We start from the raw sequence: 24,398 nt of genomic DNA, 5'->3' as shown, positions 1-24,398 counted from the left end.
TGCCCGTGGAAGAAATCCTGTGCGAATTGGAGGAAGAAGAACTAGAGTGTAAGACCTGCGGCAGTTCCCTGCGTCCCCTCGGCAAAGAGACGGTGAGGGAAGAGATAGAGTTTATCCCTGCCCAAGTGAGGCTCCTCCGGTATGTCCGTTTTAGTTATGTCTGCGAAAACTGTGAAAAGGAAACCGGCGAAGCCACTATTGTTAAAGCCCCCACTCCAGCACCTGTTATCAAAAAGAGCTTGGCTTCTCCTTCCAGTGTCGCCCATGTGATGTATCAAAAATATGTCAACGGGATGCCCTTGTACCGGCAGGAAAAAGACTGGGCCAACCAGGGAGTAACTCTTTCCCGGGCCACCTTGGCCAACTGGATTATCCGTTCGGCCCAGGACTGGCTGTTACCCTTGTGGGAAGAAATGAAATCCTATCTTCTTAAACAGCCGGTCATCCATGCCGATGAAACGGTGATCCAAGTGCTGAAAGAAGAGGGGAAAAAGCCTTCTTCTGAATCCCGCATGTGGGTTTATTGTTCGGGCAATACCGGATCGTCTCCGGTGATACTCTACGAATACCAGCCCACCCGTTCCGGGGAACACGCTAGGCGGTTTCTAGCTGGCTTTAAAGGTTACCTGCAAACCGACGGTTACAACGGTTACAACAAAGTGCCTGATGTCACCCGGTGCGGCTGCTGGGCCCATGTGCGACGAAAATTTGAAGAAGCCATGCCAAGAACCGGTGACAAGTCAGGCTCTTCGGCAGCGATAGGATTTGATTATTGCAACCAGCTATTTGCCATTGAAGAACAACTAAAGGACCTGCCACCGGAAGAAAGGAAAAAGAAGCGTCAGGAACTGTCTAAACCTGTTCTTGAGGCTTACTGGTCGTGGATTAAAACCATTAATCCTCTCCAAGGGTCCAAACTTGGCGAGGCAGTGGAATATTCCTTCCATCAAAGGGATGCCTTGCATACTTTTCTTAAAGACGGGAGAATTGAGATCTCCAACAACCGGGCTGAGAATGCCATTAGACCCTTTGTGATGGGCAGGAAAGCGTGGCTTTTTGCCGATACCAAAAAGGGAGCTATGGCCAGTGCCATTGTTTACAGTATTGTGGAAACGGCTAAAGCCAATAACCTGAACGTGTACCATTACCTGACCCACATTTTCCGCACCATGCCGGCCATGGATTTCAGGAGCAATCCATCTTTGCTGCAGGATTTGCTGCCTTGGTCCTCCAAGCTGCCGGAGGATTGCCGGAACAACAAAAGTCAATAGTGCTGGACAAAACCGGAGAAAGCCTAAAGGCCGTTCCGGTTTTTTCTTGTCAATGGGCGGAAACTTTCTTGTGGTCACTTGAAAAACATCGATGTGACGAATCCCCGGCGCAACACGTAAAGATAGACCGCCCTGATGTTGTCAAGGCATCTAATTATTGAGCGCTTACAAATCAACGCACTTGCCATCCACTACGAGCAAGGGTTTGGTGATATTCTGGGGCAGGATGCAGGCTATTTCCCCGATTTCCCCGGTGTTCAGCTTTACTTTGGCCCCGGTGTAGTAGCTGGCGATGTTGCTCAGAAACACCAGCAGTACTTGGGGATCGAAGTTCTCATAGCCCATTTTTTCCAGCTCTGCGAAGGTATCAAAGGGAGTGATCCTTTTCTTGTATACCCTCTCCGAGGTTAAAGCATCATAAACGTCCGCCAGCATGATGATCTTAGTATAAATACTCAGGAATTCTCCCGTAATCCCCAAGGGATAGCCGGTGCCGTTGACCCGTTCGTGGTGCATGAGCACGGCTTCCTTCACGTCTTGACTGACTTCCTGATGGGCTTGTATCAGTCCGTAGCCGAAGGCAGCATGTTTCTTGACCTGCTCCCTTTCCTCCGGCGACAGAGGGCCCTTTTTGTTTAAAATTTGCGGCGGGATTTTAGCTTTGCCGATATCGTGGAGCACGCCCGCTTGGATGACTTTCCTGATCTCATGATCCGGAAGCCCCATCCAGCGTGCAATGAGGCCGCCGTAGAGGGATACGTTTAACCCGTGGGTAAAGGTGTATGCGTCTGTTTTTCTCATTTCATTGATGCTTTCAATGAGGCTGTAGTTGTCCATCACCTGGGTAAAGGCCGAATTAAAGACGACTTCCATTTGCTCAAGTTTCAGTTTCCTACCTGCCGCCAGGTCATGGAGCACCGTTTTAATCCTGTCCACGTTCTCCCGGTACTGCTTTTTAAACTCCCGGTGGGGATCGGAAGCAGGCGGCGGTGCTTCCTTTTCCGGCTCGTGGCCGGTAGGCACGTAGACCGCGATGCGTTCCACGCCGAAGGCTCTCAGCTTGGCAATGATTTCCTCATCGACATGGGAATTCTTCGGCATAATGAGAACGGAGTTCTTGAAAACATCCTCGGCCAGGATGAGGCCCGGCCCACAATCCTCCAGGGTACGCACTACTTTCTCCATTACCTTATATCCTCCAGGTAACAGATTTGGTTTCTCATCCCAGGCAAGCCCGGGAAGGAAGCCATCACCTCCAGAGGGTGATGGCTCTTTTTTTTTTGTTACAGGTTCCATTCTACAAAAGGTGACTATCCTCCTGTCGTTATTTGTCGTTCCTGCCAGGAAATTAGGGCCGGGTCTCCGGGGCGCGGGCGGCAGGGAGGATGTACCATGCCTGCTTATGTTGTTTCGCCGGAGCGGTTAAAGTATCATAGTGGTAGAATAGTTCTTCGTGGTACATGCCGGCCAGGACAATGACCCGGCGGCCCAGGGCCGGGTAAGGGAGGAAATGCCGTGCTACCCATCATCAGAGCCAAGGAGATATACAAAACCTATCAAATGGGAGAGGTGACGGTAGAGGCTTTAAAAACCGCTACCTTTGAGCTTTACCAGGGGGAGTTTGTGGTGGTTCTCGGCCCCAGCGGGTCGGGTAAGAGTACCCTGCTAAACATCGTCGGAGGTATGGACACACCCACCGGTGGGGAGCTTTACTTCAAGGACACACCCCTCCATCAAGCCGACGCCAAGCAGCTAACCTATTATCGCCGGCACGAAGTTGGCTTTGTTTTCCAGTTCTACAATCTCATGCCCAACCTGACGGCCTACGAGAATGTGAGCCTGTCCGTGCAGATTGCCAGGCACCCTCTTTCGCCGGAACTATTGCTGGAAAAGGTGGGCCTGGCGGACCGGGCGGATCATTTCCCGGCCCAGTTGTCCGGCGGTGAGCAGCAGCGCATCGCCATCGCCCGGGCGGTGGCCAAAAACCCTACCCTCCTTTTGTGCGACGAACCCACCGGTGCCCTGGATTTCCAGACCAGCATCACCGTATTGAAGCTGCTGAAGGAGTTTTGCGAAGAATACGGTAAAACGGTGGTGGTGATTACCCATAATACAGCCATTGCCGCCGTGGCGGACCGTATTTTTTACCTAAAAGACGGGGTGATCGAGCGGGTAGAAAAGAATTCTAGTCCCCTCTCGCCGGAGCAGGTGAACTGGTAATGCTGTGGAAAAAGATGTGGCGGGATTTAAGCCAAAACAAGGGCACCTCTGGGGCTTGTATCGTGATCATCATCCTGGCTTTGATGCTGTTTACTTCCATGTCCCTGGTGTCGGATACCTTAAAAAGTTCCCGGGACCGTTTCTATGCCGCCCAAAACTTTGCCGCCGGTTTCATTCAAGTGCAGGCTCTTCCCTTTGCTGAAATTGAGGCTTTGCGGCAAATTGAGGGTATTGGGGACATACAAGGGAGGATCGTCAAGGATGTCAGGGTTTTAGCTCCGGCCAGGGGAGATAACGTTTATCTCCGCTTGGTATCCCTGGACTTGGAACAGGAGAGGCTCATTAACGGCGCCTCCCTCCTCCAAGGGGCGCCGCTGAACGGCCAACAGCCCAATGTTTGGCTTGACAATATGTTTTTCGCTGCCCACGGGCTGGCGCTGAACGACGAAATCGAAGTGGTGGCCGGCGGGAGCAAAAAGGTGCTGCAGGTGGTGGGGGTGGCCCAGAGCCCCGAGTTCATCTATGCCTTGCGAACCGCGGCGGATATGTTTCCCCGGCCGGAAGAATTCGGTATTGCCTTTGTGCCCCTGGAAGTGATGAAAGCACTCTTTCCCGGGGAAAAGGCTTTTAATGACCTGGTCTTTACCCTGGAGCCGGGGGTGGAATTTGATGATGTCAAAGATTCCCTGGAATATCACTTGAAGCCCTATGGGCTTACGGCCTTGTACCCGCGCCAGGATCAGGTGAGCCACTTGTTACTGCAGGGCGAGCTGGACGGGTTGGAAGCCATGGCCACCGCCCTGCCCGTCATGATCTTGCTGATCGCCGCCGTGATCCTGTATATTGTGTTGACCAGGCTCACCGAGCAGCAGCGGGGTCAAATCGGGACCCTGATGGCCCTGGGCTATACCCGGCGGGAAATCCTTTATCACTACTTGTCCTATGCCCTGGTGGTGGGAGTAAGCGGCGGCATCGCCGGTGCCATCTTGGGAGGGCTCCTTTATTACCCCATGGTGGCCCTCTACCGGCAGTTTTTCAATATGCCCATCGAGCCGGGGAGCTTCACCGTGCACTACTTGATCTTCGGTCTCATCCTCACCCTGGTTTTGTCTTTGGCCGGGGGTTACCAGGGCTGCAAGAAAGTGCTGGCCCTGGCTCCGGCGAAAGCCATGCGTCCCCCGGCGCCGCCCGCCGGGAGAAAAGTGTTGCTGGAAAAGATCAAGCCGGTTTGGGAGATGTTTACCGTGCAGGGCATGATGGCGGTGAGAAACGTTTTCCGGAACAAGGGGCGCAGCGCCTTCGTTTTTGCCGGCATCATGCTGTGCTTTGCTATTTCTTCCTTCACCTGGTCCATGAACGACCTGTTTCAAAAGATGTTGTTTGACCAGTATGAAATCGTGGAAGTCTATGATGTCAAGGTAACCTTCGCCCGGCCGGTGGACGCCAAGGGAGCGGCCCGGGAACTGGAATCCTTTCCTGGGGTGTCCCTGGTGGAAGCCCTGGCGGAAGTGCCGGTGACCCTGCAAAACCAGTGGCACAAGCTGGATACGGTATTGCTCGGCCTGCCTGCGGGCAGCCGGCTTTATAATATTGTCGACAAAAATAGTAACAAGGTCTCCCCTCCTAAAACAGGCATCCTGCTGTCGGAACGGCTGGCGAAACAGCTTGAGGCCGGCACCGGCACGATGCTAACCGTGGAAAGCCCTTTGCTGAAATCAGGGGAGGCCAAGGAGTTGGAAGTGGTGGGTATCATACCCCAGTATGTGGGCATGAACGGTTATATGGAACTGGGGGCGGTCCAGGATTTCCTCGGGCAGGGACCGGTGGCGACGGCGATGATGGTCAGCATTGAAGAAGCCAGTGTTCCTGCCTTCCAAGAAAAATACATGCAAAGCCATGTGGTGGCCGGGCTGGATCACAAGGAGCAAAGGCTGGGTAAACTGAAGGATATGATGGACAGCTACGGCAGCATGATTTATATCTATATGGTGATTGGGGTGATCATCGGGTTTGCCATTATCTACAGCAGTTCCGTCATTACCGTGGCGGAACGAAGCCGGGAATTGGCGTCCATGATGGTGCTGGGCATGACTCCCAAGGAAGTGCTCTCGGTCATCACCTTTGAACAATGGTTTGTGGGGATACCGGCTATGGTGGCGGGCATCCCGCTGGCCAAAGGGATGTTATCGGGCATGTCCCAGGCCGTCAGCTCCGACGTGTTTACCATCCCGGTGGTGCTGACCTTTTCTTCCTATCTCCTTGGGTGTATTGTGACCTGCCTCTCCATCTGGCTGGCCCAGCGAGGGGCGGCCAAGAAAATAGAAGGTTTAAGCCTGGTGGAAGTCTTGAAGTCGGTGGAATAGAAAGTGGGTGACCCATGTGAAAAGAAAATGGAAAATCATTCTGGGCATCTTAGCGGCGGCAGCGGTGGCAGGCTATATGGTATGGGAAATCTTGAAGCCTTTGCCGGCGGAGGTTCTGGCGGTGCAGCCGGGTACCATCAGCATCATTTTCAAGGAAGAAGGAAAGGTCGTGCCCGCAAAACAGCAACCCGTTTATGCCATCCACGGCGGGCGCATTGAACAGGTGCTGGTGGAGGAAGGACAGGCGGTCCGGGAAGGGGATTTGCTGGCGGTAATTGATGTCAAAGAAATAGATTACCAGCTGCAGGAATTATCAGCCCAGTTAAAGAGCCTGCTGGGGGAAAGAGCAGGCAAGCTGCGGGAGTCTTAAGAGATCCAGCTGCGCAGTCAGGAACTCCTGGTGGAGCAAGCGGAAAGGGAGTTGGCCGTCCGGCAAGTGAATTTTGCCAGGCTAGAGCAGCTGTACGAAGCAGGTGCCATCACGGAGGCTGACTATGAAGAAGCCAGGAACATGCTGGCCCAGGCCCAAACCCGGCTGGAACTGGAAAGACAGGCCCTGGCGTTGCTGAGGGAATCCGCCGGCCCCGGCAGCGGCACCCAGCAGTTTTATGAGGGGAAAATGGAAGCGCTGCAGGCCCAGATCAGTTACCTGGAGTACCAGAAGAGCCGGAGCCGGATTACCGCGCCGCTAAGCGGCATCGTGAGCGACCTGGGAATTAAAGAGGGTGAGCCGGCCAATCCGGCCGTGCCCCTCATGAAGATCTTTGACCCCAGCCGTTATGCCGTAGAGACTTATGTGTTAACCGGCGACATCCGGGGCATTAAGGAAGGTATGGAAGTAGACGTGATCCTGGACGGGAGAGGAGAAGATGTTGCTTATCGGGGTCTAGTCAAGAGTATCGCCCCTTCCGCCGTCTCCATGATTTCGGCCCTGGGACTGGAAGAACAGCGGGTGAAGGTCACTGTCGAACTCAAAGACGCCGCCGCGGCCGGACTCTTTCCGGGGTACACGGTAGACGTGGCCTTTACCGTGGACGAGAGAAAAGATGTTCTGGTGGTTCCCAGAACGGCTCTCTTCCCCTACGAGGGAGGCGATGCCCTGTGGGTGGTGGTTCAGGGCCGGGCGGAAATCCGGCCGGTGCAGACCGGATTCCACAACAGCCGGGATGTGGTGATTACGGAAGGATTAACAGCGGGAGACCTGGTCATCCTGAATCCGCAGCTGGAAGGCTTGCGCAGTGGCAAGAAAATCAAAGTCCTGCAGTAAGGTTCCGGCACAGCACCTGGTACAGAAGCCTGCTGTTTTCCTGCGGGAGTGAGAAAAGGGGTTGTAAGTACACATGGGGCTGGTTCAATTGTGGAGTAAGGCAATTTGTGCAATTTATTTCCGAGCGGGAAAGAGGTAACCAAAAGCTTGATGGTTCGCGCCTGAGTCCATGATTGAAGGGTAACGTTTCTAAAGTGAGAAATTTTAGCATTAGTAACAGAATAAAGAAGGAATTTGGTCAATTAAAGCGAAACATAAAACAAACGTATGTTTGCCCATTGTTAATGCCTTATGTCATGATGCCGGTGAAGGGAGTAAAGGCTGTGGTGGAGGTAGCCTGCCAGTTTCGCGATCCGATTCATGGTATGATCCCTCTAAACGCAGGAGAATTGGCCATTGTAGATTCCGAACCTTTTCAACGATTGCGATATATTCGCCAGCTAGGCACATCCTATTTGGTTTACCATGGAGCTGAGCATACCCGATTTGGACACAGTATCGGGGTGATGTTCTTAGTTGGACGAGCCATGGATGTCTTGAAAGAAAAATTACCGGAACAAATTGATGACTGGGAATATGAACGCCTTAAGCAAATCGTTAAAATTGCTGCTCTGTTGCATGATATTGGACATGCACCGTTTTCCCATGTGGGGGAAGAAGAGGACGGATTATTTCCACAATTGCAGGACTATGACGGGGAATTAGATTATGGACATGAAGTCTATTCACGTCTTATAGTCCAGAATTGTTTTAAAGATGTAGTCGAACAAAACAAGTATTTAAGAGAGCTGGACATTGATATCGCCACTGTACTTTCCTTTATGAAAGGAAATGTGTTAGAGCCAAAATGGTTTTTTGCCAAGGAACTTATCAGCGGTCAGATCGATATGGATAGGATGGACTATCTTCTGAGGGATTCTTATTATTGCGGTGTAAAATACGGTGAGTACGATTTGCACCGTTTATTGGATACGTTAACGATTTGTCCTTCGCCGGAAGGGATCTGGCAGCTGGGGATCGAATCAGATGGGGTACAAGCTGTAGAAGGGTTTGTTTTCGCCCGGTATTGGATGTTTATTCAGGTATATTTTCATAAGACGCGCCGAATTTTGGACTACTATCTGGTAAATTTCCTCAAGGAATGTCTGCCGAAAGGGCATTATCCTACTGACGTTCGGGAATACCTGGAATATACTGACAACCATATTTTAGAGTTGATGGGAGCAAAAGCGCCTAGAAATCTTTGGGCGAAGCGTTTATTGAGAAGAGAATGTTTGAGCGAGGTGTTTGTCTCCAATCCTCATCAATTGATGCATGAGGAAGATGGTTTTAGCGATTACCATAAGCTTGGATGGATAGACAAAGTACTGAGAGAAAAGTTTCCTATAAACAGCGAACCGGAAAACTATTATGTGGATCAAGCGAAAACCCTGGCTGCCAAGTACCAGATTAGTCCTAGTACCTTTCTCTCGGGCGAGACGGAAGAGGAAAGTAAGAAGCTTTACGCGATTCCTGTTAAAGATAAACATACTGGTACTATAAAGCCTGTGCAGGACTATTCTTTGCCCATTAAAAACTTGTCTGACCTAAAAATTAACATTATCCGGGTATATGCGAATAAAGAGCACCATGTCCAAGAAGACAACGTAACCGCCTATGAAAAAGTAAAGCAATACATGGAAACAGTTGACGGGGAATGGCAAAAACACGTGGAGGAAATGAAAGACCTAGAAAAACGGTATAAAGAGATGCAGTCAGAGAAAGAAGCGTTAAGTAAGCGATTTCAATAGATGGAGGGACCATTATGAACAAAAAGGCCTTTTTGACGGCTCTACTAACTCAACTGGGGGAGGTAAACGGGAAAAAATCCCTGCACAAACTGGTTTATCTCGCCCGAGCCTTTGGCCTTGAAACAGGGTATTCGTTTCGCTTTCATTATTATGGACCTTATTCGGATGCCCTGGCCTCTGATTTTGAGTATCTTTTGGAAACCAATCAAGTAAAACTCTTAGATAATACCAAATACAAATACGGCTTATCTGATACCTTTACTTGGAAGGCAAGCCTTCAGGGGTCGTTAACAACCGAGGAGCAAGGAAAAATTAATAAATTGATTGAAACCTTTGGCAACAAGACCCCGCATGAATTAGAACTATATGCTACCATTTATTTTATTGACCACCATGAAAAATATGTTTTGGGCAATAGTGCGGAAGAAGATCTGTCCCGCACAGTCTTGGAAAAAACCCATAATGTTAAACCCAAGTATCGCATGGCAGAGATTAAAAAGGCATATGATGAACTGGAGAGACTGGGTTTACTTTACCAATTACCTCATAGATCGTCCGGACATTGACCGTATCCAACGGGATGGGCCAATTAAGAGTCACCGGTAGTCATGCATGGCGATACAGCCACCAGGTAAGCCAATGTTCACCTACTTCATAAAGGAGGTCTTGCCGGTTCGGATTGGAAAACAGCTCTGCACAATTGTCGACTGTAAGAGGGACAAGGTCTGTTTAAAGACTGCACAAGGGGCCGGAACTCCTATATCCTTCTTTTGTGCAACGGGATGAATAGAATAGCCTAGCCTTCAAAATGAGAAGCTTCGCCTGTCTGATGCTTCTCATTTTGTTTTTTATGGCCGCGACCCTTCTTGCCGGGCTACCAGTGAAGCACTGTTCCATGAGAAAAAGTATTCTGCATGTCGAAATGTGACGGAAGGGATTCGGCAAGAAATAAAGAATAATTTAATTAAAAGGCCAATTTTTAAATGGGAGAGGAAAGCTGATGAAAAAACAGGAAGTAGTGGTCTTCAATTTGGTAGCTTTCATTTCTTGTGCAGTGATCCTATTGGCCAATCAAGTTTGGTGGGTTGTCTTATGGGTGGTGGTTTTAGCATACGGCAATTTCCTGCTGCTGCGCCAAAGTTCCCGGGACCGGGGGGACATGGTCAGCCGGGCTTTGGAGGTAGCCCAGGGCAATTACGAGGGAGTGCAGGCGTCGGATGATCCAAAGCTGCTGGAGCTGGCCGCATATGTCAAGGAATCCAACAAGAAGATGCTCCACTCTTCCTGTGAAGTGCTGCAAATGAGTGATGATTTAGACCGGGCCATCCACGAATTGACCGCATCGGCGGAGCAGGTCAGTTCCACCTGTGCCGACATTGCCGAAGAGCTGCAGGAGCAGCAAAGCATGGTGGAATCCGTGGCCAGGGCTTCCAATCACATGATTGAAGCCAGTAAACTCCAGGATGCCAACGTGGCGAAATGCCGGTCCATCAGCGAGACGGCCCTGCTGCAAACCAGGGCATGTGAACAGTCCTCCAACTCTTTGAAATCCCAAATGGGGGAGATCTCCGGCTCTGCAGAAGAGCTTTACGGCATGGTTTTGGCCCTCAAGGACAAAGCCGGGGGCATTGCGGAAATTGTGGACAGCATTACCGCCGTTGCGGAGCAGACCAACTTGCTGGCCCTGAATGCCGCCATTGAGGCGGCCAGGGCAGGGGAGAACGGCAGAGGTTTCGCAGTGGTCGCCGAGGAAGTGCGAAAGTTGGCCCAGGAAGCGGGGGAGGCCGCAGACAACATTGTGGGAATTATCAAAGAAATCCAAACGGACATCGTGGCGGCGGCGGCCAAGGTGCAAGAGGTACACCACAGCACTAAGGATGGTAACCGGGTAGTGGGCGAAACGGAGCAAAGGCTGCGGCAAGTGGGGCACGTCTTCCAGGAGATCGCCCATCACTTGCAGGAGGTATCCAGTACCAATGAACAGCTCCAGGCTTCCATTCAAGAAGTGGCCCGGTGCATCGAGCCCCTGCACCGCATCGCAGCGGAAACGGTAGCCTTCAGCGAGGAGATTGCCGCTTCCGCCGAAGAGCAGTATTCCATCCTGGAGTCGGTGTCGGACTTGACGGTGAAACTGCATAGTGAGAGTGACAAGCTCCAGCAAATTATAGGCGACCGGGTCTTGGAAAGCAGGCTGAAAAACCTGGGCAAGCGCGCCCAACAGTTGGATCTGGAACGGGTGATTGACCAGAACAACGTGGCTGCCGTTGCCAAGGAATTGGGAGTGGATGCCTTTGGTATCACCGACGAAAACGGGGTGGTAATCTATCATACCCAGCGGGATCAGTTGGGGCTTGATCTGGTGAAAATCGACAGAGAATATGGGGATTTATTAAGCGGAAAACTGGAGCAGGTGATCACTCCTATTAAAAAATCGGAAACTGACGACAGCTACTGGAAGTATGCTAATTTCCCGCGCTTAAAGACCAAAGGCATCATCGTGCTGGCGGATAAAATGGAGACGATCTTGAGCAGGTGATAGTTATTTCATATGCGAGCGGGGCCGGTTCTTCGCCGGCCGCTGTTTTTCCATGGCACATAGCCTGAGGGAAAAGCCCATCACCATCAAACCCAGGGATGCTACCGTCCCCGGGTTTTGTTCTTCTTTCTCCGGCCTCCCTTATGGGCTCTACGGGCGTCTTGCGGGGAAATCTTATGGGAAATGGCGAGTTGGTTGGCAAAAGGTTTAGTGAATGGCGGCAAAAATGCGGCCTCACTCAAAAGGTGGCGGCTGAGTATTTAGGCGTGGATCAAAGTTATGTTTCAAAATGCCAAAAAGGGTTTTGTGAGAGGCCAGGGTTGAACTGAGAGGAAGGGGTAACCTATCCGTTAACCTGCCTGAAGCCTGTGATCAGCAAAACCAGCCCGATGACTACGCCGGCCCAGAAGCCCCATTTGCCGAATGTTACAGCCATGAGGAGGGGAACAGTGAAAACAATGAACATCAGGCAGCCGATGGCTGTCATTTTCTCCCCGGCTTCCCTCATGCGCTCAACGGGCGATTCTTCTTGTTTGTTTTGCTTGCCGGTCATAGAATCCTCCTTTACCTCGCTGGGGTTGGCGCCTGCTGGGCAGTATGCAGGGTTATACCCCCAGGGCTTGCCAGGCTTGGCCCCATTCCCGTCCCTTTCATGCCGCAACGGAACCGGGTCAAATCAAATACAAACACAGATTTTTTGCGAATTTTCAGTAATTATAATACATAGTTAGCACTAGGTCAAGGGGTTTGACTGGGAAAATGGAAAAATTATGCAATGAGTAATTGGAGTCGGGGGGGCGGGTAGGGTCCGGAGCATCCCTTTGCCTTACAACGCGAAGAGGTGGGCGCCCTCGCCGCTTCCACCTCTCAAATACTGTTATCCGTTACTTGGGCTCCTTCCCGCCAAATACCTCTTCCCATTCTTTTTCCCGAAAGCCCACCAGTACCGTCGTCCCGTCGGTCAGCACCGGTCTTTTCACCAGCATGGGGTGGGCGGCCAGGTAATCGTACAATTCGTCTTCCGGGGCGGTGTCAATGATGTCTTTTAATCCCAGTTCCCGGTATTTGACGCCGCTGGTATTGAAAAACTTTTTTAAAGGCAGGCCGCTCTTCCGGTGCAGATCCATGATTTCTTCCTTGGTTAAAGGCTCATGGAGGATATGGCGGGTTTCGTAAGCTATTCCTTTTTGGCGGAGCCAATCCTTGGCCCTCCGTACCGTCGATCATTTAGGATAATCCAGCAAGAGCCACGGCATAAACATCCCTCGATTCTTCAGTATTGTGTCTTCATTGTAACGATGGCAGCGCCTGGTTGTCAATCCGATGAACCCTGGCGAGCTTCCCATGACCGGGGTGACAGTGAGGGGTTCCGGCATAAACCTTTGCATGACGGCAGAAAGAAAGGATCCGGAAGACGCGTGTTTCCGGATCCTTTGCTTATGAAGCTACCAATTCCTGATGTCAAGGTGTTGATACTTGGGCAGTAACCGGGTGGGTTTCTTCAGGGCGTCCTTTCTAAAGGGCGGGGCCAGTTGGCTCCCATCGCAGACGATTTCCAGGACCGTAGGTTTCCGAGACGCCAAAGCGCTTGCCAAGGCCGGGCCCACGTCCTCCGGTTTGGTAACCCGGATGCCCTCGGCGCCCATGGCCACCGCTACCGGGACGAAGCTTTCCGGATTGGGAATTTCGACGCCGACAAAGCGGTTGTTGTAGAAGTCGATCTGGTTCTTCTTCTCCGCTGCCCAAGCCATGTTGCGGAACACGATGGCCACCACGGGTAAGTTGTGTTCCACGGCGGTACTGACTTCGTGGAGGCTCATGCCCCAAGCGCCGTCGCCGATAATGGCCACTACCGGGGCTTCCGGTTTGGCCAGCTGGGCTCCTAAAGCCGCTGGGTAGGCAAAACCGGTGTTGCCGAAGGTCAAAGCGGCGATGTGCATTCCTTCCCCTTTGAAGCGCAGGTAGCTGTTGGCCGTGGAAGCCACGTTGCCGATGTCGGTGGCTACGATGGCATTGCCGGGCAACACTTTTTGAATTTCATACAGGGCCCGGCGCGGGTTGATGGGGTTGCCGTCCACCATGGCTAATTCATGGATTTCCTTATCCCAAGCCTCTTGCCGGCTCTTGATGACTTGCAGGTAGTCTTCTTTCGCCTGGGGTTCCAGGAACCGGGCCTGCAGCCGCTTCAGGATTTCCTGAGCCGCTTCCCTGGCATCGCCGATGATGCCCACTTCCACCGGGTGGGTTCTGGCGATATGCCGCGGGTTGATGTTTACTTGAATGATCTTGGCCTGGCCCGTGAAATACTTGATGTCATATTGGGGCAGGGTACCGAAGACCGACAGCCTTGTGCCTAAAGCGAGGATCACATCGGCTTCCGCCAGGGTCTGCATCGCCGCTTTGGAACCCATGTAGCCGATGGGTCCTAACCACAGGGGGTGATCCGCCGGGAAAGCGTCGTTATGGAGATAAGTGCAGGCTACCGGCGCCGTCAAAAGTTCGGCAATCTTGGCCACGATGTCTTTGGCTTTGGTATCGACCACGCCGCGACCGGAGAGAATCACGGGCCGCTGGGCTGAGGCCAGCAGTTCCACGGCTCTTTCAATGGCGGCCAGGTCCCCGCAGCCCCGCTGGTCCACCCGGTATTGATGGGGTTGGAGAATCTCCTCTTCGATCTCACCGTAGAAATAATCCCGCGGGATGTCGTAGAGGACGGGGCCCCTTTCAGCATAGGCAATGCGGAAAGCGGTGCGCAGGCAATCGGCTACCCGGGAGGGGTGGGGCACCCGGATGGCTTCCTTGGTAATAGCTTTAAAGATCTGCACCGTATCGGCTTCTTGGAAACCGTCCCAGCCCACGGTAGTGCTGCCGGCGGAAGGGCAAATCACTACCATGGGGGTGTGGGCCATGTTGGCGGCGGCCACGGAGGTCACCATGTTGGTGATCCCGGGACCGTTTTGCCCGATGACCACGCCGGCCCGGCCGGTGATGCGGGAATATGCATCCTCCATGTGCCCGGCGGACTGCTCGTGGCGGACGGAGATAAATTTAATCCCTGCCGTGGGGAATAGATCCAAAAGATCCATGAAAGCAGAACCGACGATACCGGTGACGTGGTCCACTCCTTCCGCCAGCAGTGTTTCGCAGATCGCTTCACTGGGGGTCATTTTCACTTTTGCCACAGTTCTCTCTCCTCCTTGCTTCGTGTAACGTGTTTAACCATTTTAATAGTAGTTCTTGACGATTTCCAACAGTTTAAAGGCTTTATCCACCCGGTCCACTTTGACCTTGCCGGTCATGAGAGCCACGGTGGTATTCAGCTGGTTCTTGAGCAGTTTGGCATAATCCTCATCGGAAATGGTGATGGTCAGGTCCGGTTGATGGGGGCAGTCCTCGTAGACCGTAATCCGGCTGTCTTTGATGACCATTTGTATGGGACCGCTTTCTTTCAAGTTCACCTGGAAAGTCAAATCTACCCCGTCCATATAGCTGGGATCCGCATTCATTTTTTCGCAAAAGGCATAGATTTCTTCTTTGACGCTCAATGTTTTTACCTCCTATGCTGTAATCTCCGTAGATTGTTGATGGGACAAGGGAAAGCTCCCTTGTCCCGGATGGTAGCCTGAAGCAGCCTTCTTACCGGCTGGGCGGTCCGAATTGCGGATCGGTAATGACGTTGACGCAGGACATCTTGCCGGAGGCCAAGGCCCGGTCGATGGCGTTGCCCACCTCAGCGGGGTCGGTGACGAATTCGCCGTAGCCGCCCAGGGCTTCCACCACTTTTTCGTAGCGGACTTCGTTCATGAGATCCACGCCCACGAATTTGGTCTTGCCTTTGGCCTTCTTGGCTTCGGAGCGTTTAATCATGCCCCACAGGCCGTCGTTCAGAATAACGGTGGTGATGTCCAAGTTGTAGCGCTGCAAGGTATCGAATTCGGCCATACCATATCCGAATGCCCCGTCACCGGTGACCAGGATCACTTTCTTATCCGGGTGGGCCAGTTTAGCGGCGATGGCGTAACCCATGCCTACTCCCAGGGGTCCGAAACTGGTGGAGGCGATGGAGAGCATTTGGCCGGGCCCGTAAGCGGGAAGGATCAAGGTGGCCCAGATGGCGGTATCACCGCCGTCGATGACCACGACGGTATCTTCATCGATGCGCTGGGCAATTTGGTGCATCAGGTGTACCGGGTGGATGGGGGTATGGGTCGGATCGCAGAGTTGGCCGAACATGCCGGCGAATTGCTGTTTAACAGCATTCATAAAGCCGACCCATTCCGGATAGCTGCTCTGGTCCAGTTCCCCGGTGAGCTGCTGCAGTACTTGTTTTGCGTCCCCGTGGATACCCACGGTGATGTCCAGCTGGTTGGTCAGCTCGGCGGCATCGATGTCGATGCGGATGATCTTCAGTCCCTTGCGGAAGTTGCCGGGGCTTAAAGTGTAGCCCGGTCTGGTGCCGACCAGGATCACCAGGTCCGCTTCCGACAGCAGGGCTTGGAGAATGGGATGGTCATAGCCGGGGCTGATAAACAGCGGGTGCTTGTCGGAGATGCAGCCCCTGGCGGCATTGCGGGTGGCAAAGGGGATGCCGGTTTTCTCCACGAAGGCCTGCAGTTCCGGGTGGGCCTGGGAGAACCAGACGCCGGAACCGGCGATGATGACCGGCTTTTTCGCATTCTTAATGAGTTCCACGGCGGCCTTAATGCTGGCCGGATCCCCCATGGGCCGGCTGGCGGCCACGTATTTTTCTTGGAGCTCTATTTTTGAAGCATCAATTTCCATTTCCATGACGTCCCGCGGGATTTCCAGGTAGACGGGTCCGGGACGGCCGGTGGTGGCCTGGGCAATGGCCTGGCCTACATATTCGGGGATCCTATCCGCCTCCACCACATGGCGGGCGTATTTAGTCATGCTGCTTAAGATGGGCATTTGGTTGAAGTCTTGCAGCTGGTTGCGGTCCTCTTCGCTGATCCTGGCCTTGCCGCCCAAAGCGAAGACCGGGAAGCCCCCCACATAGGAGTTGGCCAAACCGGTGAGCAAGTTGGTCACGCCGGGGCCGGCGGTGCCGGTGCAGACCCCCAGTTTACCGGTGGTCAAGGCCCATCCTTCCGCCGCAAAGGCAGCGGTCATCTCATGGCGTACCCCGATAAAGGGGATGCCCAGTTCTTCACAGCGCTCCATGGCCGGGTACACGTGCCCCCCCGGGATACCAAACAGGTACTGCACACCTTCTTTTTTCAACACCTCAGCGACCAGGGCTCCTGCTCTGCATTTTCCTTCCATGTACGAAACCTCCTTTGTGTTTTATTTCATCAGCATTTGAATCAGCTTCATCTTCCCGTCATAGGGCGGGTACCTGACGGGAATGTCGAACTTGGCGGACTGCTTGATAATCCCCTTGAGGTGGGAGAAAGTGTCGAAGCTGGTCTTGCCGTGGTACCGGCCTAGGCCGCTTTCTCCAATGCCCCCGAAGGGCAGGTAGGTGGAGGCCACATGCACCACCGTGTCGTTGATACAGCCCCCGCCAAAAGGGACCCGGCGAATGAGGTCCTCGGCTTTGGCGTTGTTCCCGGTAAAGTAATAGCAGGCCAGGGGTTTGGGCCGGGCATTCACCAGCTCTACCACTTCGTCTAGGGTGTCGAATTCCACCACCGGCATGATGGGGCCGAAGATCTCTTCTTCCATCACCGGGTCGTCCCACTGCACCTGGTCCAACAGGGTCGGGGCAATGACCAGCTTTTCCCGGCGGGCGGTGCCTCCGTATAAGATGCGCCCGGACCGGAGGTAGCCCAGCAGCCGCTCAAAGTGCTTTTCATTGATAATTTTCGGGTAATCGGGATTTGCCAGGGGGTCTTCCCCGTAAAAATCCCGGATGGCCCGGCACATCTTTTGGATCAGGTCATCCTTTACCTTCCGGTGCGCCAGCAGGTAATCGGGGGCCACACAGGTCTGGCCCGCGTTGAGGAATTTGCCCCATACGATGCGCCTGGCGGCCAGGTCCAAGTTGGCATCCTCATCCACGATGCAGGGGCTTTTGCCGCCCAGTTCCAGGGTGACCGGGGTGAGATGCTCGGCGGCAGCGTGCATGACCATTTTCCCGACACCGACGCTGCCGGTGAAAAAAATGTAATCAAACTGCTCTTGCAGCAGGGCCTGGTTAGCCTCCCTGCCCCCTTCAATGACGGCGATGTACTCTTCCGGGAAGGTATCCCGGATGATGCCGGCCAGCACCGCCGAGGTATGGGCGGCGTAAGCCGAAGGCTTAAGTACGGCGCAGTTCCCCGCCGCCATGGCCCCGACCAGGGGAACCAGCGCCAGCATAAAAGGATAGTTCCAAGGTGACATGATCAAAGCTACGCCGTAGGGCTGGGGGTAGATGTAACTCTTGCCCGGGAAGCTCACTAAAGGCGTTTTCACTTTCCGGGGCCGCGCCCATTTAGGCAAGTGCTTCAGGGCAAAGCTGATTTCCTCTAATACCAATCCTACTTCCGTCGCATAACTTTCATAAGGTGCCTTGTTCAGGTCTTTGCGTAAGGCCAGGAGGATTTCCTCCCGGTGGTCCGTAATGCAGGACTTCAGCCGCCGGAGCTGCTCGAGACGGAAGGATAGCGGCAAGGTTTGGCCGGTAGCGAAGAAATCTCTTTGTTTGGTGGTGATTTCACTGATTTTGTTACTGGTCACGCCTTTATACACATCCTTCCATACTATCTATCAGGACTATTTGGCCGCTTCTTTCTTACCGGTTTCCGGTAGGAAGGCCAGGATCAGCAGCAGGGAAATCACCGGCAAAGCCACGGCGACGGCGGTGGCATTCCCCAGTCCCAGCCAGACCGCCATGGTGGTGACCACGGTGGGTACGGCAATCTGCCCGATGCGGCCCACGATGTTATTGGACCAGGCCATGGCATTGGCGCGGATTTCCGTGGGGAAGAGCTCGTTGGTTAAAGTGGAGCCGACGATTAAGAAGGAGTTGACAAAACCGGCGGCCATGATGCTGCAGAACAGCACCAGGTAGAAGCTCTTCAAGGTAAAGGTCAGGACGCTGAAGACACAGCCCAGGATGATGATCATGGTAGCCGCCCGCTTGCGGCCGATAGTGTCCATCATCTTCCCGTTCACGGCGATGATGATGATGCCGGTTAAGGTCTGCAGGACCAGGCCCAAGCTCACCATGTTGGGGGTCCAGCTGAGTTCGTTGACCACCCGGAGGGAGAAGAAGTTCAGGGTGCCCTTAATGCCGAAATACAGGAAGAACCAGATCAAGCACATGACCACCATGTACCTGGTAAAGGGATGGCGCCAGGGGCCGAAGAAGTCTTCTTTTTCTTGCCGCTTGCCTTGTTTCTTTTCTTCCTGCAACTGCAGGAAGGCTTCCGTTTCCGGCAGCCGCTTGTTCATCAGCAGGACCGGGATCAAGGGGAAGGCCCCGGCCACGTAGAGGGCGCGCCAGCTTAAGCCGATCTTGGTAAAAATGGGGAGCAGGATCCCAATCAGCAGGGCTCCCAGTACGGCGGTGAGCTGGAACCGGCCGACGGCGGTGCCGCGGTGCTCGGTGGAGAACTCCTCGCAGATGATCACATAGCCCACGGACCAGCAGCCGATAAGGAAGATCCGCGCCACAAACTGGATGAAGATAAACAGCTGGGCATTGGGAGCAAAAGCGGTCAAGAAACTGCAAATGGAATACATGTACACGCACATGAGAAAGACTTTGCGCCGGCCGATGCTGTCCGCCAGCCGGGAGACGAAAAAGGCCACCATGGTGCCGAAAGCGATAATAGACAAGGCATAGCCCGTCAACTGGGTGCTCATGTTGAAGTCGGCCTGGATGTAGGGCAAGGCGATGTTCACCAGGGCGTCATCAAAACCCTCGAAAAAGGCACCCAGGATCAGGATGGGCCACAGTTTTCGTTGGCGATCGGTGAAGACCAGTTTCTTACTTGCCGTTGTATTTGAACTCATGTACCATTGCCTCCCGTATAAGAGGGTTCTGACTGCGGGTAATCTTTATTTCTTGAGCAGGTAGGCGTTAAACAGCTTCAGCTGCTCCAAGAGGCCGGACTGTCTTTCCAGGGAAACATCGGCGGCCCCATCCGGATAGGTGAAGAAGCCTTCGCCGGTCTTCAGGCCCAGTTTGCCTTCCTTGACTTTTTGCATGATGGTTCCCGGTACCGTGGTGTCACTGCAGAGATCCGGGAAGATCACGTTGTAGGCAAAGGCGCAGGTATCCAAGCCGATGTAATCCATGGTTTCAAAGGTGCCCTGCCAGGCGGATTTGAAGCCGATGCAGGCGGTGGTTGCAGTATCCAGGTCCTCCAGGGAGACAATGCCTTTTTCATACAGGTAGAGGGCTTCCCGGGCCATGGCGGCTTGCATGCGGTTGATGAGGAAACCTTTGATGAATTGGTTGATGACAATGGGTTTCTTACCGCACTTTTCCAGTTCCCCTTTGAGCCAGGCTACCTTGTCCGGGTTGGTCCGGTCATTTTTCACAATTTCCACCAGGGGAATGATCTGCGGAGGATTCATAAAGTGAGCCACGAAGAAGTTTCCCGGCCGGAATTGCGGGAAGATGTCGGGCAAGGGAAAGGCAGAAGTGTTGCTGACAACGACGGCGTCGGGCCGGCAGTACCGGTCCAGTTCATCATAGACCTTTTTCTTGATTTCAATTACCTCAGGGACTGCTTCCACTACTAAATCGGCGTCTTTGACTGTTGCTAAGTCGGTGGTGGTTTCCAGATTCTCCAACAGGGCGGGCACGTCCAGGTCGCTGATCCCTTTGGAAACCATCAGCTCCAGGCTGTTTTTGATTTCCCGGGCGCCGGCGGTTAAAGCTTCTTCTTTAATGTCCGTGAGCGCCACCCGGTGCCCCCCCATTAAAAACACTTGAGCAATCCCGGGCCCCATCACACCAGAACCAACAACTGCCACCTTCATTTTTATTCCCCCTTTGAGCATGATGACGAGGTTTCCGCGAGCTTGTGAACCTCTTAACATAATTGTACCGCGGGTAATTGGAAATGGCTAACAGATAATTTTTGAATTTTCAACGTTTGTTACAAATGACATTTGTGACTGGGGTAAAAAAAGATCAGCCACGATAATCCTGGGTGGCGGATTTCAGGTGAGCAATGAATTCTTTGGCTGTTTCGCTGAGGGCATTTTCAGGGGGATAGACCAGGGCAATGCTGATGCGGTTGTGCTGCTCGATGGAGATGGCTTTGATTTCACCCTTTTTAAAGATCAGCTCTTTTTCCAAGCCGATACCGGTGACAAAACCGACGGCCAGGCCTTCTTCAATGACTTTTTTGTAGATCTGCACGTTGTCCGATTTCTGGATCTGCAGTTTGGCGGGGTCCTGGTGGCCCATGAGGATCTCCAGCAGCCAGTCGTACAGGACGCCCCAGACGATGAGTTTTTGTTTCAAGAGCTCGGGCAGGGAGATGACGTGCCTGTGCCTGAGGGGTGATTTCTTGCCGGCGCATACAAAAACACGGTCCTCGATGATGGTATCGTAATGCAGGCCCAGGTCATGGATGAATCTCACTAAACCCGGTTCATCAACGGTCCGGATGATAATGCCGATATCGCTCATGCCCTGGGCTACGTTCTTGACAATCCGCGGCGGGCTGTTCTCCCGCAGGGTCAGGGTGACCTGGGGATGGAGCTTTTGGAAAGAAACCAGGACGTCCGGCAGGGTCATAAAAGGCACGACTTCGATTTGCAGCCGGCCTTTGAGCACTTTTTTCACCGGTTTTTCTTTGCTGAACAGGTCATACAGCTCGTCAATCTTGGCGACAATTTCCTGGGCCTTGTGGACGAACATTTCGCCTTCCGGTGTCAGGGCGATGCCCTGGGGGGAGCGGACCAAAAGCTGGACCCCGAATTCATTCTCCAAATTGCGCAGGGCGACGCTGAGATTCTGCTGGGATACGTGAATCTCCTTCGCTGCTGCCGTCATGGATTTGTGCTGGCTTACGGCAATCAGGTAATGCAGCTGCTCAATTCGCATATAGCCCATCCATCCTGTCATTAGTATTGTATGGGTAACCTGAATAGGTAGCCCTGGGTTAGCTGCTTGTTTGGGTGCTGCGACCAGATGTCCCCAGCGCCGGTTGATCCTGCGCCTTTGGCGAAGGCCGGTCCCGACCCTTGGTATGGTCCCGGTATGCCCCGTTAGGTTCAAATCGACAAAAGAACTTAATTGGTTTATCTAGCTTAATTATAACATAGTTTCACAAATAAGGGGAAAGAGCCTGAGTTTATCCGCCGGTAGAGAAACCTGATTCTGCGCCAGGTCCGGCACAGGCTGTTGTCCAGTGAGAGGAAAACAGTGTATAATATTGGCAACTTTTTGTCGGCAAAGGAGGGCTGCCCGTGAGCGGGAGAGAGCTCGCTGGATTGGCGTGCAAAGTGTTAGGGCTTTTCTTAGTGATGCAGGGTGTTAATCTTTTGTCTAATGCTGTCTACCTATACATTTCCGTACCGGTGATGGAGACGGACATTTTGCCCGCGGTGCTGTACCCGTTAGGTTATCTTGTTTCCGGGGTGCTGTTATGGGTCCTGGCCGGCCAGGTGGCTGCCTTGATGGTGAGGGGCAGGCAGGACGGCGACGGGGGAGAAGCTGTCAGCGCCGAGGAACTACAGCGCCTGGCCTTTTCCGTCCTCGGCCTTTACTTCGCCGGGAATGCCTTGCCGAAACTGGTCAGAGTCGTAACCAATATATATGCGGCTGACCGGTGGATGCCCGGTACGCCGGCCGTCTATGTCCGTGACCTGGCCGGGGTTATCACGGAACTGCTAATCGGAATCGGGTGCTTTTTCGGTGCCCGGGGTTTGGTCAACTTGCTGCGTTTCTTGCGGCAAGCGGGCCCGGGGATGAAAGGATAGGACCAAGGGGAGAAAAGAGCGGGAGCCCCGGTGGAGGCCATAAGAGCGCGGATTTTAACGGCACCGGGCCACTGTCATCGTTGCGGGCAAAGGGAACCGGACCGGTAGATGGCTGCCTAGGAGCCTGGCATGAAAAGGGGATGTTACGAAGCTATATTTAAGGAAACCTCGGTCCGGGTGAAAGTTGGACTTAACCCGAGCAGCAATTTTTCATTCATGGATGGCCGTTGAAGGAAATCTCGTGACGGAGGGAACTAACTAACGGGGGAGGTTTTTGACAGCTTGTGCAAACGGACACTTGTGCGGGCACTCTAATAATGAGGGGACATTGGGCTTTTGCAAAAACAGCGGCTGGTTTTTTGTACCGGGGCATCATCCGGTGTCGTCCTTTAGTGCTCAGAGGCCGGCCGGTGCTGTCGTGCCGGTGCGGGGTTTGGCGGGTGGCGCCACTAATCGGAATGCTTCCGCCGGCAGGGCTCTTTGCAGCCGGTGAGGAGGTCTACAGCAGGTCCTGGCGTGCCGGGGTTAGAAAAGCAGGAGTGGTTGCCGTTTCGCTCTGGGCGGTTTCTTTATATGATGTCTCCAGTTCCTTTAGGTCGCTAATCAGCTTATCGAGATCCTCGTGCCAGGCGAAATCGTGGTCCGGGTGGTTTAAGAGCTGTAACTTGTCTATGCCTCCCTGGCTGTCGATATAATTCCTGACGTACTGGTAGAAGAGCTTCGTCACATGGGCTCTTTCTTCTACCGTCACCAAGCCGTCCACCTGGCAGATGCCGTCAGAGATGTGCTGCCGGCACATTTCCCAGATATCCTTGTGACCGGCGTAGAAATAATCAGTGATGAAAAACTCCACGCTTACCCCGTAGCCGTACCTCTGCCAAGCTTTTTCCGGTGTCATGAGATGGTAGCGTCTGCGCATGGGGTTCGCCTCCTTGCAGGTGGTTTTCCCGAAAATTTTGCTAGGAGTTTGCCATAGTCTTATGGTAATTTAAATATAATAAATATTCTTGCAAAAAGCAAATGAAAATTCTTTAAATAGCATTAATTTCGTCATTTCTCAGGGGCCGGTTCTTTATTGCGGTGCGGGGTTCCCGGCCACATGGTGTGCTCCGGACCGCCAAGTACCGTGTACCCGGGTGCAATCCCGGGCCCGTTTTAGTACACCATTAAATTTGCCATCCTCAAGAGGTAAAAACCGGGCAATTTAGAACAAGATAATTAGGGAAGGGCGAAAACCCAGTGCTTTTCCAAGCTCAAGTGCTGCCCGGCTTGGGTGAGAAGGGTTGACCCTAACTCTGGCACAAGGAGTGATTACATGTTTACCGGTAAACCCGTGCGGGAATATGTAGAGGCCATAGGCAGTACCACTTTTCCCTCACCAAAAGGAGGAAGTGTACTGGCTGTCACCGGGGCCATGGGAGCGGCCTTAATTAGGATGTGCTGCCAGGTGTCGGCCAACCGGAATCCGGGCGAGACCCGGCGTTACCGGGATTTCCAGCAGCAGGCGGAAACCCTGATGCACAAGTTCCTTGCTTTTGCGGACCGGGACACGGAAGTGGTGGAGGAAATGATCGAAGCCCTCCGGGAAGCCAAGGGAAAAACCATGGAACAGTGTATCCGGCTGCAGCAGAGCTACGAAGCCGCCGCCCGGTCTTTAGAGGATATCAAGCATCACCTCCAAGAGCTGACGGAGCTGGCGGAGGCATTAAGGTCCTGGTGCGCCACCAGCTGTGTGATTGATTTATTTATCGTCCAGCACCTGGCCAGGGCGGCCATGGAGGCCACGGCGGAATCCGTTTTGGATAACGGACTGATGCCGCAAAAATCCGGCTGCCCCTTGCCGGAGCAGCCCCGGGGGTGATGGGAAGTAAAGCCTGGGGGCTTTTCCTATCTATACTTGGTACAAGTCGCCATCCCTGGCGGCTTTTTGCTTTTTCCGGCCGGGCCTCCCGGGACGGGGGGTGGAATCGTAATCCGGCCTCCAGCCCGGCCTGGGGCCGGGGACGGGAACTTATCCAGGTAAATTTCGTCAAAGGAGTAAACGACGAAATCAAGCAAGAG

General features: G+C 53.3%; 22 protein-coding genes. 11 read left to right on the top strand and 11 right to left on the bottom strand.

The genetic code is table 11. The annotated features are described in order from the left end of the window. Positions 1-1,271, top strand: a 1,271-nt coding sequence (locus tag GXX34_07110) for an IS66 family transposase (GenBank protein ID HHW07284.1), incomplete at its 5' end; no start/stop codon positions are given. A gap of 165 nt (positions 1,272-1,436) precedes the next feature. On the opposite strand, the gene GXX34_07105 is transcribed toward GXX34_07110, so the two are convergent. Continuing rightward, a complete protein-coding gene (locus GXX34_07105) occupies positions 1,437-2,456 on the bottom strand; it encodes an HD-GYP domain-containing protein (GenBank protein ID HHW07283.1) in 1,020 nt (339 codons plus the stop codon). A 330-nt stretch (positions 2,457-2,786) separates the two neighbouring features. Between GXX34_07105 and GXX34_07100 the strand changes: the two genes are divergently transcribed. From GXX34_07100 to GXX34_07065, 8 genes are all read left to right on the top strand, one after another. Continuing rightward, positions 2,787-3,491: an ABC transporter ATP-binding protein gene (locus GXX34_07100; protein HHW07282.1), complete on the top strand. Its 705-nt coding sequence runs from the start codon at positions 2,787-2,789 to the stop codon at positions 3,489-3,491. Then, positions 3,491-5,854, top strand: a complete 2,364-nt coding sequence (locus GXX34_07095) for an ABC transporter permease (GenBank protein HHW07281.1) — start codon at positions 3,491-3,493, stop codon at positions 5,852-5,854. Before GXX34_07100 ends, GXX34_07095 begins: the two co-directional genes overlap by 1 nt. Positions 5,855-5,870: 16 nt before the next feature. Continuing rightward, positions 5,871-6,224 (top strand): biotin/lipoyl-binding protein, encoded by a 354-nt coding sequence (locus GXX34_07090; protein ID HHW07280.1) that lies wholly within the window; start codon positions 5,871-5,873, stop codon positions 6,222-6,224. A 30-nt stretch (positions 6,225-6,254) separates the two neighbouring features. Next, positions 6,255-7,121, top strand: a complete 867-nt coding sequence (locus tag GXX34_07085) for an efflux RND transporter periplasmic adaptor subunit (protein ID HHW07279.1) — start codon at positions 6,255-6,257, stop codon at positions 7,119-7,121. 173 nt (positions 7,122-7,294) lie between these two features. After that, positions 7,295-8,911: an HD domain-containing protein gene (locus GXX34_07080; protein ID HHW07278.1), complete on the top strand. Its 1,617-nt coding sequence runs from the start codon at positions 7,295-7,297 to the stop codon at positions 8,909-8,911. A gap of 14 nt (positions 8,912-8,925) precedes the next feature. Then, the gene (locus GXX34_07075; protein HHW07277.1) at positions 8,926-9,477 is read left to right on the top strand and encodes a hypothetical protein; all 552 of its coding nucleotides are present in this window, start codon (positions 8,926-8,928) and stop codon (positions 9,475-9,477) included. A 434-nt stretch (positions 9,478-9,911) separates the two neighbouring features. Further along, positions 9,912-11,447 carry a hypothetical protein gene (locus tag GXX34_07070; GenBank protein ID HHW07276.1) on the top strand — a complete coding sequence of 512 codons (1,536 nt, stop codon included), beginning with the start codon at positions 9,912-9,914 and terminating at the stop codon, positions 11,445-11,447. 176 nt (positions 11,448-11,623) lie between these two features. Next, complete coding sequence (locus GXX34_07065) at positions 11,624-11,776, top strand: helix-turn-helix transcriptional regulator (protein HHW07275.1); 153 nt, start codon at positions 11,624-11,626, stop codon at positions 11,774-11,776. 14 nt (positions 11,777-11,790) lie between these two features. Here the strand turns inward: GXX34_07065 and GXX34_07060 are convergent, their stop codons facing one another. From GXX34_07060 to GXX34_07020, 9 genes are all read right to left on the bottom strand, one after another. Further along, positions 11,791-12,000 carry a hypothetical protein gene (locus GXX34_07060; GenBank protein HHW07274.1) on the bottom strand — a complete coding sequence of 70 codons (210 nt, stop codon included), beginning with the start codon at positions 11,998-12,000 and terminating at the stop codon, positions 11,791-11,793. 331 nt (positions 12,001-12,331) lie between these two features. Then, the gene (locus GXX34_07055) at positions 12,332-12,703 is read right to left on the bottom strand and encodes an arsenate reductase family protein (GenBank protein ID HHW07273.1); all 372 of its coding nucleotides are present in this window, start codon (positions 12,701-12,703) and stop codon (positions 12,332-12,334) included. 189 nt (positions 12,704-12,892) lie between these two features. After that, positions 12,893-14,629 carry a sulfoacetaldehyde acetyltransferase gene (xsc, locus tag GXX34_07050; GenBank protein HHW07272.1) on the bottom strand — a complete coding sequence of 579 codons (1,737 nt, stop codon included), beginning with the start codon at positions 14,627-14,629 and terminating at the stop codon, positions 12,893-12,895. Between the two features lie 42 nt (positions 14,630-14,671). After that, a complete protein-coding gene (locus GXX34_07045; GenBank protein HHW07271.1) occupies positions 14,672-14,992 on the bottom strand; it encodes an SCP2 sterol-binding domain-containing protein in 321 nt (106 codons plus the stop codon). Positions 14,993-15,083: 91 nt separating this feature from the next. Continuing rightward, entirely contained in the window at positions 15,084-16,730 is a 1,647-nt protein-coding gene (locus GXX34_07040) for a thiamine pyrophosphate-binding protein (protein ID HHW07270.1), read from the bottom strand. A gap of 21 nt (positions 16,731-16,751) precedes the next feature. Beyond that, positions 16,752-18,113, bottom strand: coding sequence for an aldehyde dehydrogenase (locus GXX34_07035; protein ID HHW07269.1), 1,362 nt, complete (start codon positions 18,111-18,113; stop codon positions 16,752-16,754). Between the two features lie 51 nt (positions 18,114-18,164). Then, entirely contained in the window at positions 18,165-19,409 is a 1,245-nt protein-coding gene (locus GXX34_07030) for an MFS transporter (protein HHW07268.1), read from the bottom strand. A 45-nt stretch (positions 19,410-19,454) separates the two neighbouring features. Beyond that, positions 19,455-20,384: a 3-hydroxyacyl-CoA dehydrogenase family protein gene (locus GXX34_07025; GenBank protein HHW07267.1), complete on the bottom strand. Its 930-nt coding sequence runs from the start codon at positions 20,382-20,384 to the stop codon at positions 19,455-19,457. A 154-nt stretch (positions 20,385-20,538) separates the two neighbouring features. Beyond that, positions 20,539-21,459: a LysR family transcriptional regulator gene (locus GXX34_07020; GenBank protein HHW07266.1), complete on the bottom strand. Its 921-nt coding sequence runs from the start codon at positions 21,457-21,459 to the stop codon at positions 20,539-20,541. A gap of 365 nt (positions 21,460-21,824) precedes the next feature. Between GXX34_07020 and GXX34_07015 the strand changes: the two genes are divergently transcribed. Next, positions 21,825-22,337 carry a hypothetical protein gene (locus tag GXX34_07015; protein ID HHW07265.1) on the top strand — a complete coding sequence of 171 codons (513 nt, stop codon included), beginning with the start codon at positions 21,825-21,827 and terminating at the stop codon, positions 22,335-22,337. 499 nt (positions 22,338-22,836) lie between these two features. Here the strand turns inward: GXX34_07015 and GXX34_07010 are convergent, their stop codons facing one another. Then, a complete protein-coding gene (locus GXX34_07010; GenBank protein ID HHW07264.1) occupies positions 22,837-23,256 on the bottom strand; it encodes a hypothetical protein in 420 nt (139 codons plus the stop codon). Positions 23,257-23,652: 396 nt separating this feature from the next. On the opposite strand from GXX34_07010, the gene GXX34_07005 reads away from it, so the two are divergent. Continuing rightward, complete coding sequence (locus GXX34_07005) at positions 23,653-24,198, top strand: cyclodeaminase/cyclohydrolase family protein (protein HHW07263.1); 546 nt, start codon at positions 23,653-23,655, stop codon at positions 24,196-24,198. Positions 24,199-24,398: the final 200 nt, after the last annotated feature.

This window comes from Clostridia bacterium, assembly GCA_012840125.1.
Classification (GTDB): Bacteria; Bacillota; DULZ01; order DULZ01; family DULZ01; genus DULZ01.
This window is presented reverse-complemented; position numbering and strand designations above follow the sequence as displayed.

Excerpts from the sequence above, each read along its gene's own strand:
- GXX34_07065 (HHW07275.1), top strand. The coding sequence starts at position 11,624 with ATGGGAAATGGCGAGTTGGTTGGCAAAAGGTTTAGTGAATGGCGGCAA.
- GXX34_07025 (HHW07267.1), bottom strand. The coding sequence starts at position 20,384 with ATGAAGGTGGCAGTTGTTGGTTCTGGTGTGATGGGGCCCGGGATTGCT.
- GXX34_07040 (HHW07270.1), bottom strand. The coding sequence starts at position 16,730 with ATGGAAGGAAAATGCAGAGCAGGAGCCCTGGTCGCTGAGGTGTTGAAA.
- GXX34_07010 (HHW07264.1), bottom strand. The coding sequence starts at position 23,256 with ATGCGCAGACGCTACCATCTCATGACACCGGAAAAAGCTTGGCAGAGG.
- GXX34_07105 (HHW07283.1), bottom strand. The coding sequence starts at position 2,456 with ATGGAGAAAGTAGTGCGTACCCTGGAGGATTGTGGGCCGGGCCTCATC.
- GXX34_07075 (HHW07277.1), top strand. The coding sequence starts at position 8,926 with ATGAACAAAAAGGCCTTTTTGACGGCTCTACTAACTCAACTGGGGGAG.
- GXX34_07005 (HHW07263.1), top strand. The coding sequence starts at position 23,653 with ATGTTTACCGGTAAACCCGTGCGGGAATATGTAGAGGCCATAGGCAGT.
- GXX34_07070 (HHW07276.1), top strand. The coding sequence starts at position 9,912 with ATGAAAAAACAGGAAGTAGTGGTCTTCAATTTGGTAGCTTTCATTTCT.
- GXX34_07020 (HHW07266.1), bottom strand. The coding sequence starts at position 21,459 with ATGCGAATTGAGCAGCTGCATTACCTGATTGCCGTAAGCCAGCACAAA.
- GXX34_07060 (HHW07274.1), bottom strand. The coding sequence starts at position 12,000 with ATGACCGGCAAGCAAAACAAACAAGAAGAATCGCCCGTTGAGCGCATG.
- GXX34_07095 (HHW07281.1), top strand. The coding sequence starts at position 3,491 with ATGCTGTGGAAAAAGATGTGGCGGGATTTAAGCCAAAACAAGGGCACC.
- GXX34_07030 (HHW07268.1), bottom strand. The coding sequence starts at position 19,409 with ATGAGTTCAAATACAACGGCAAGTAAGAAACTGGTCTTCACCGATCGC.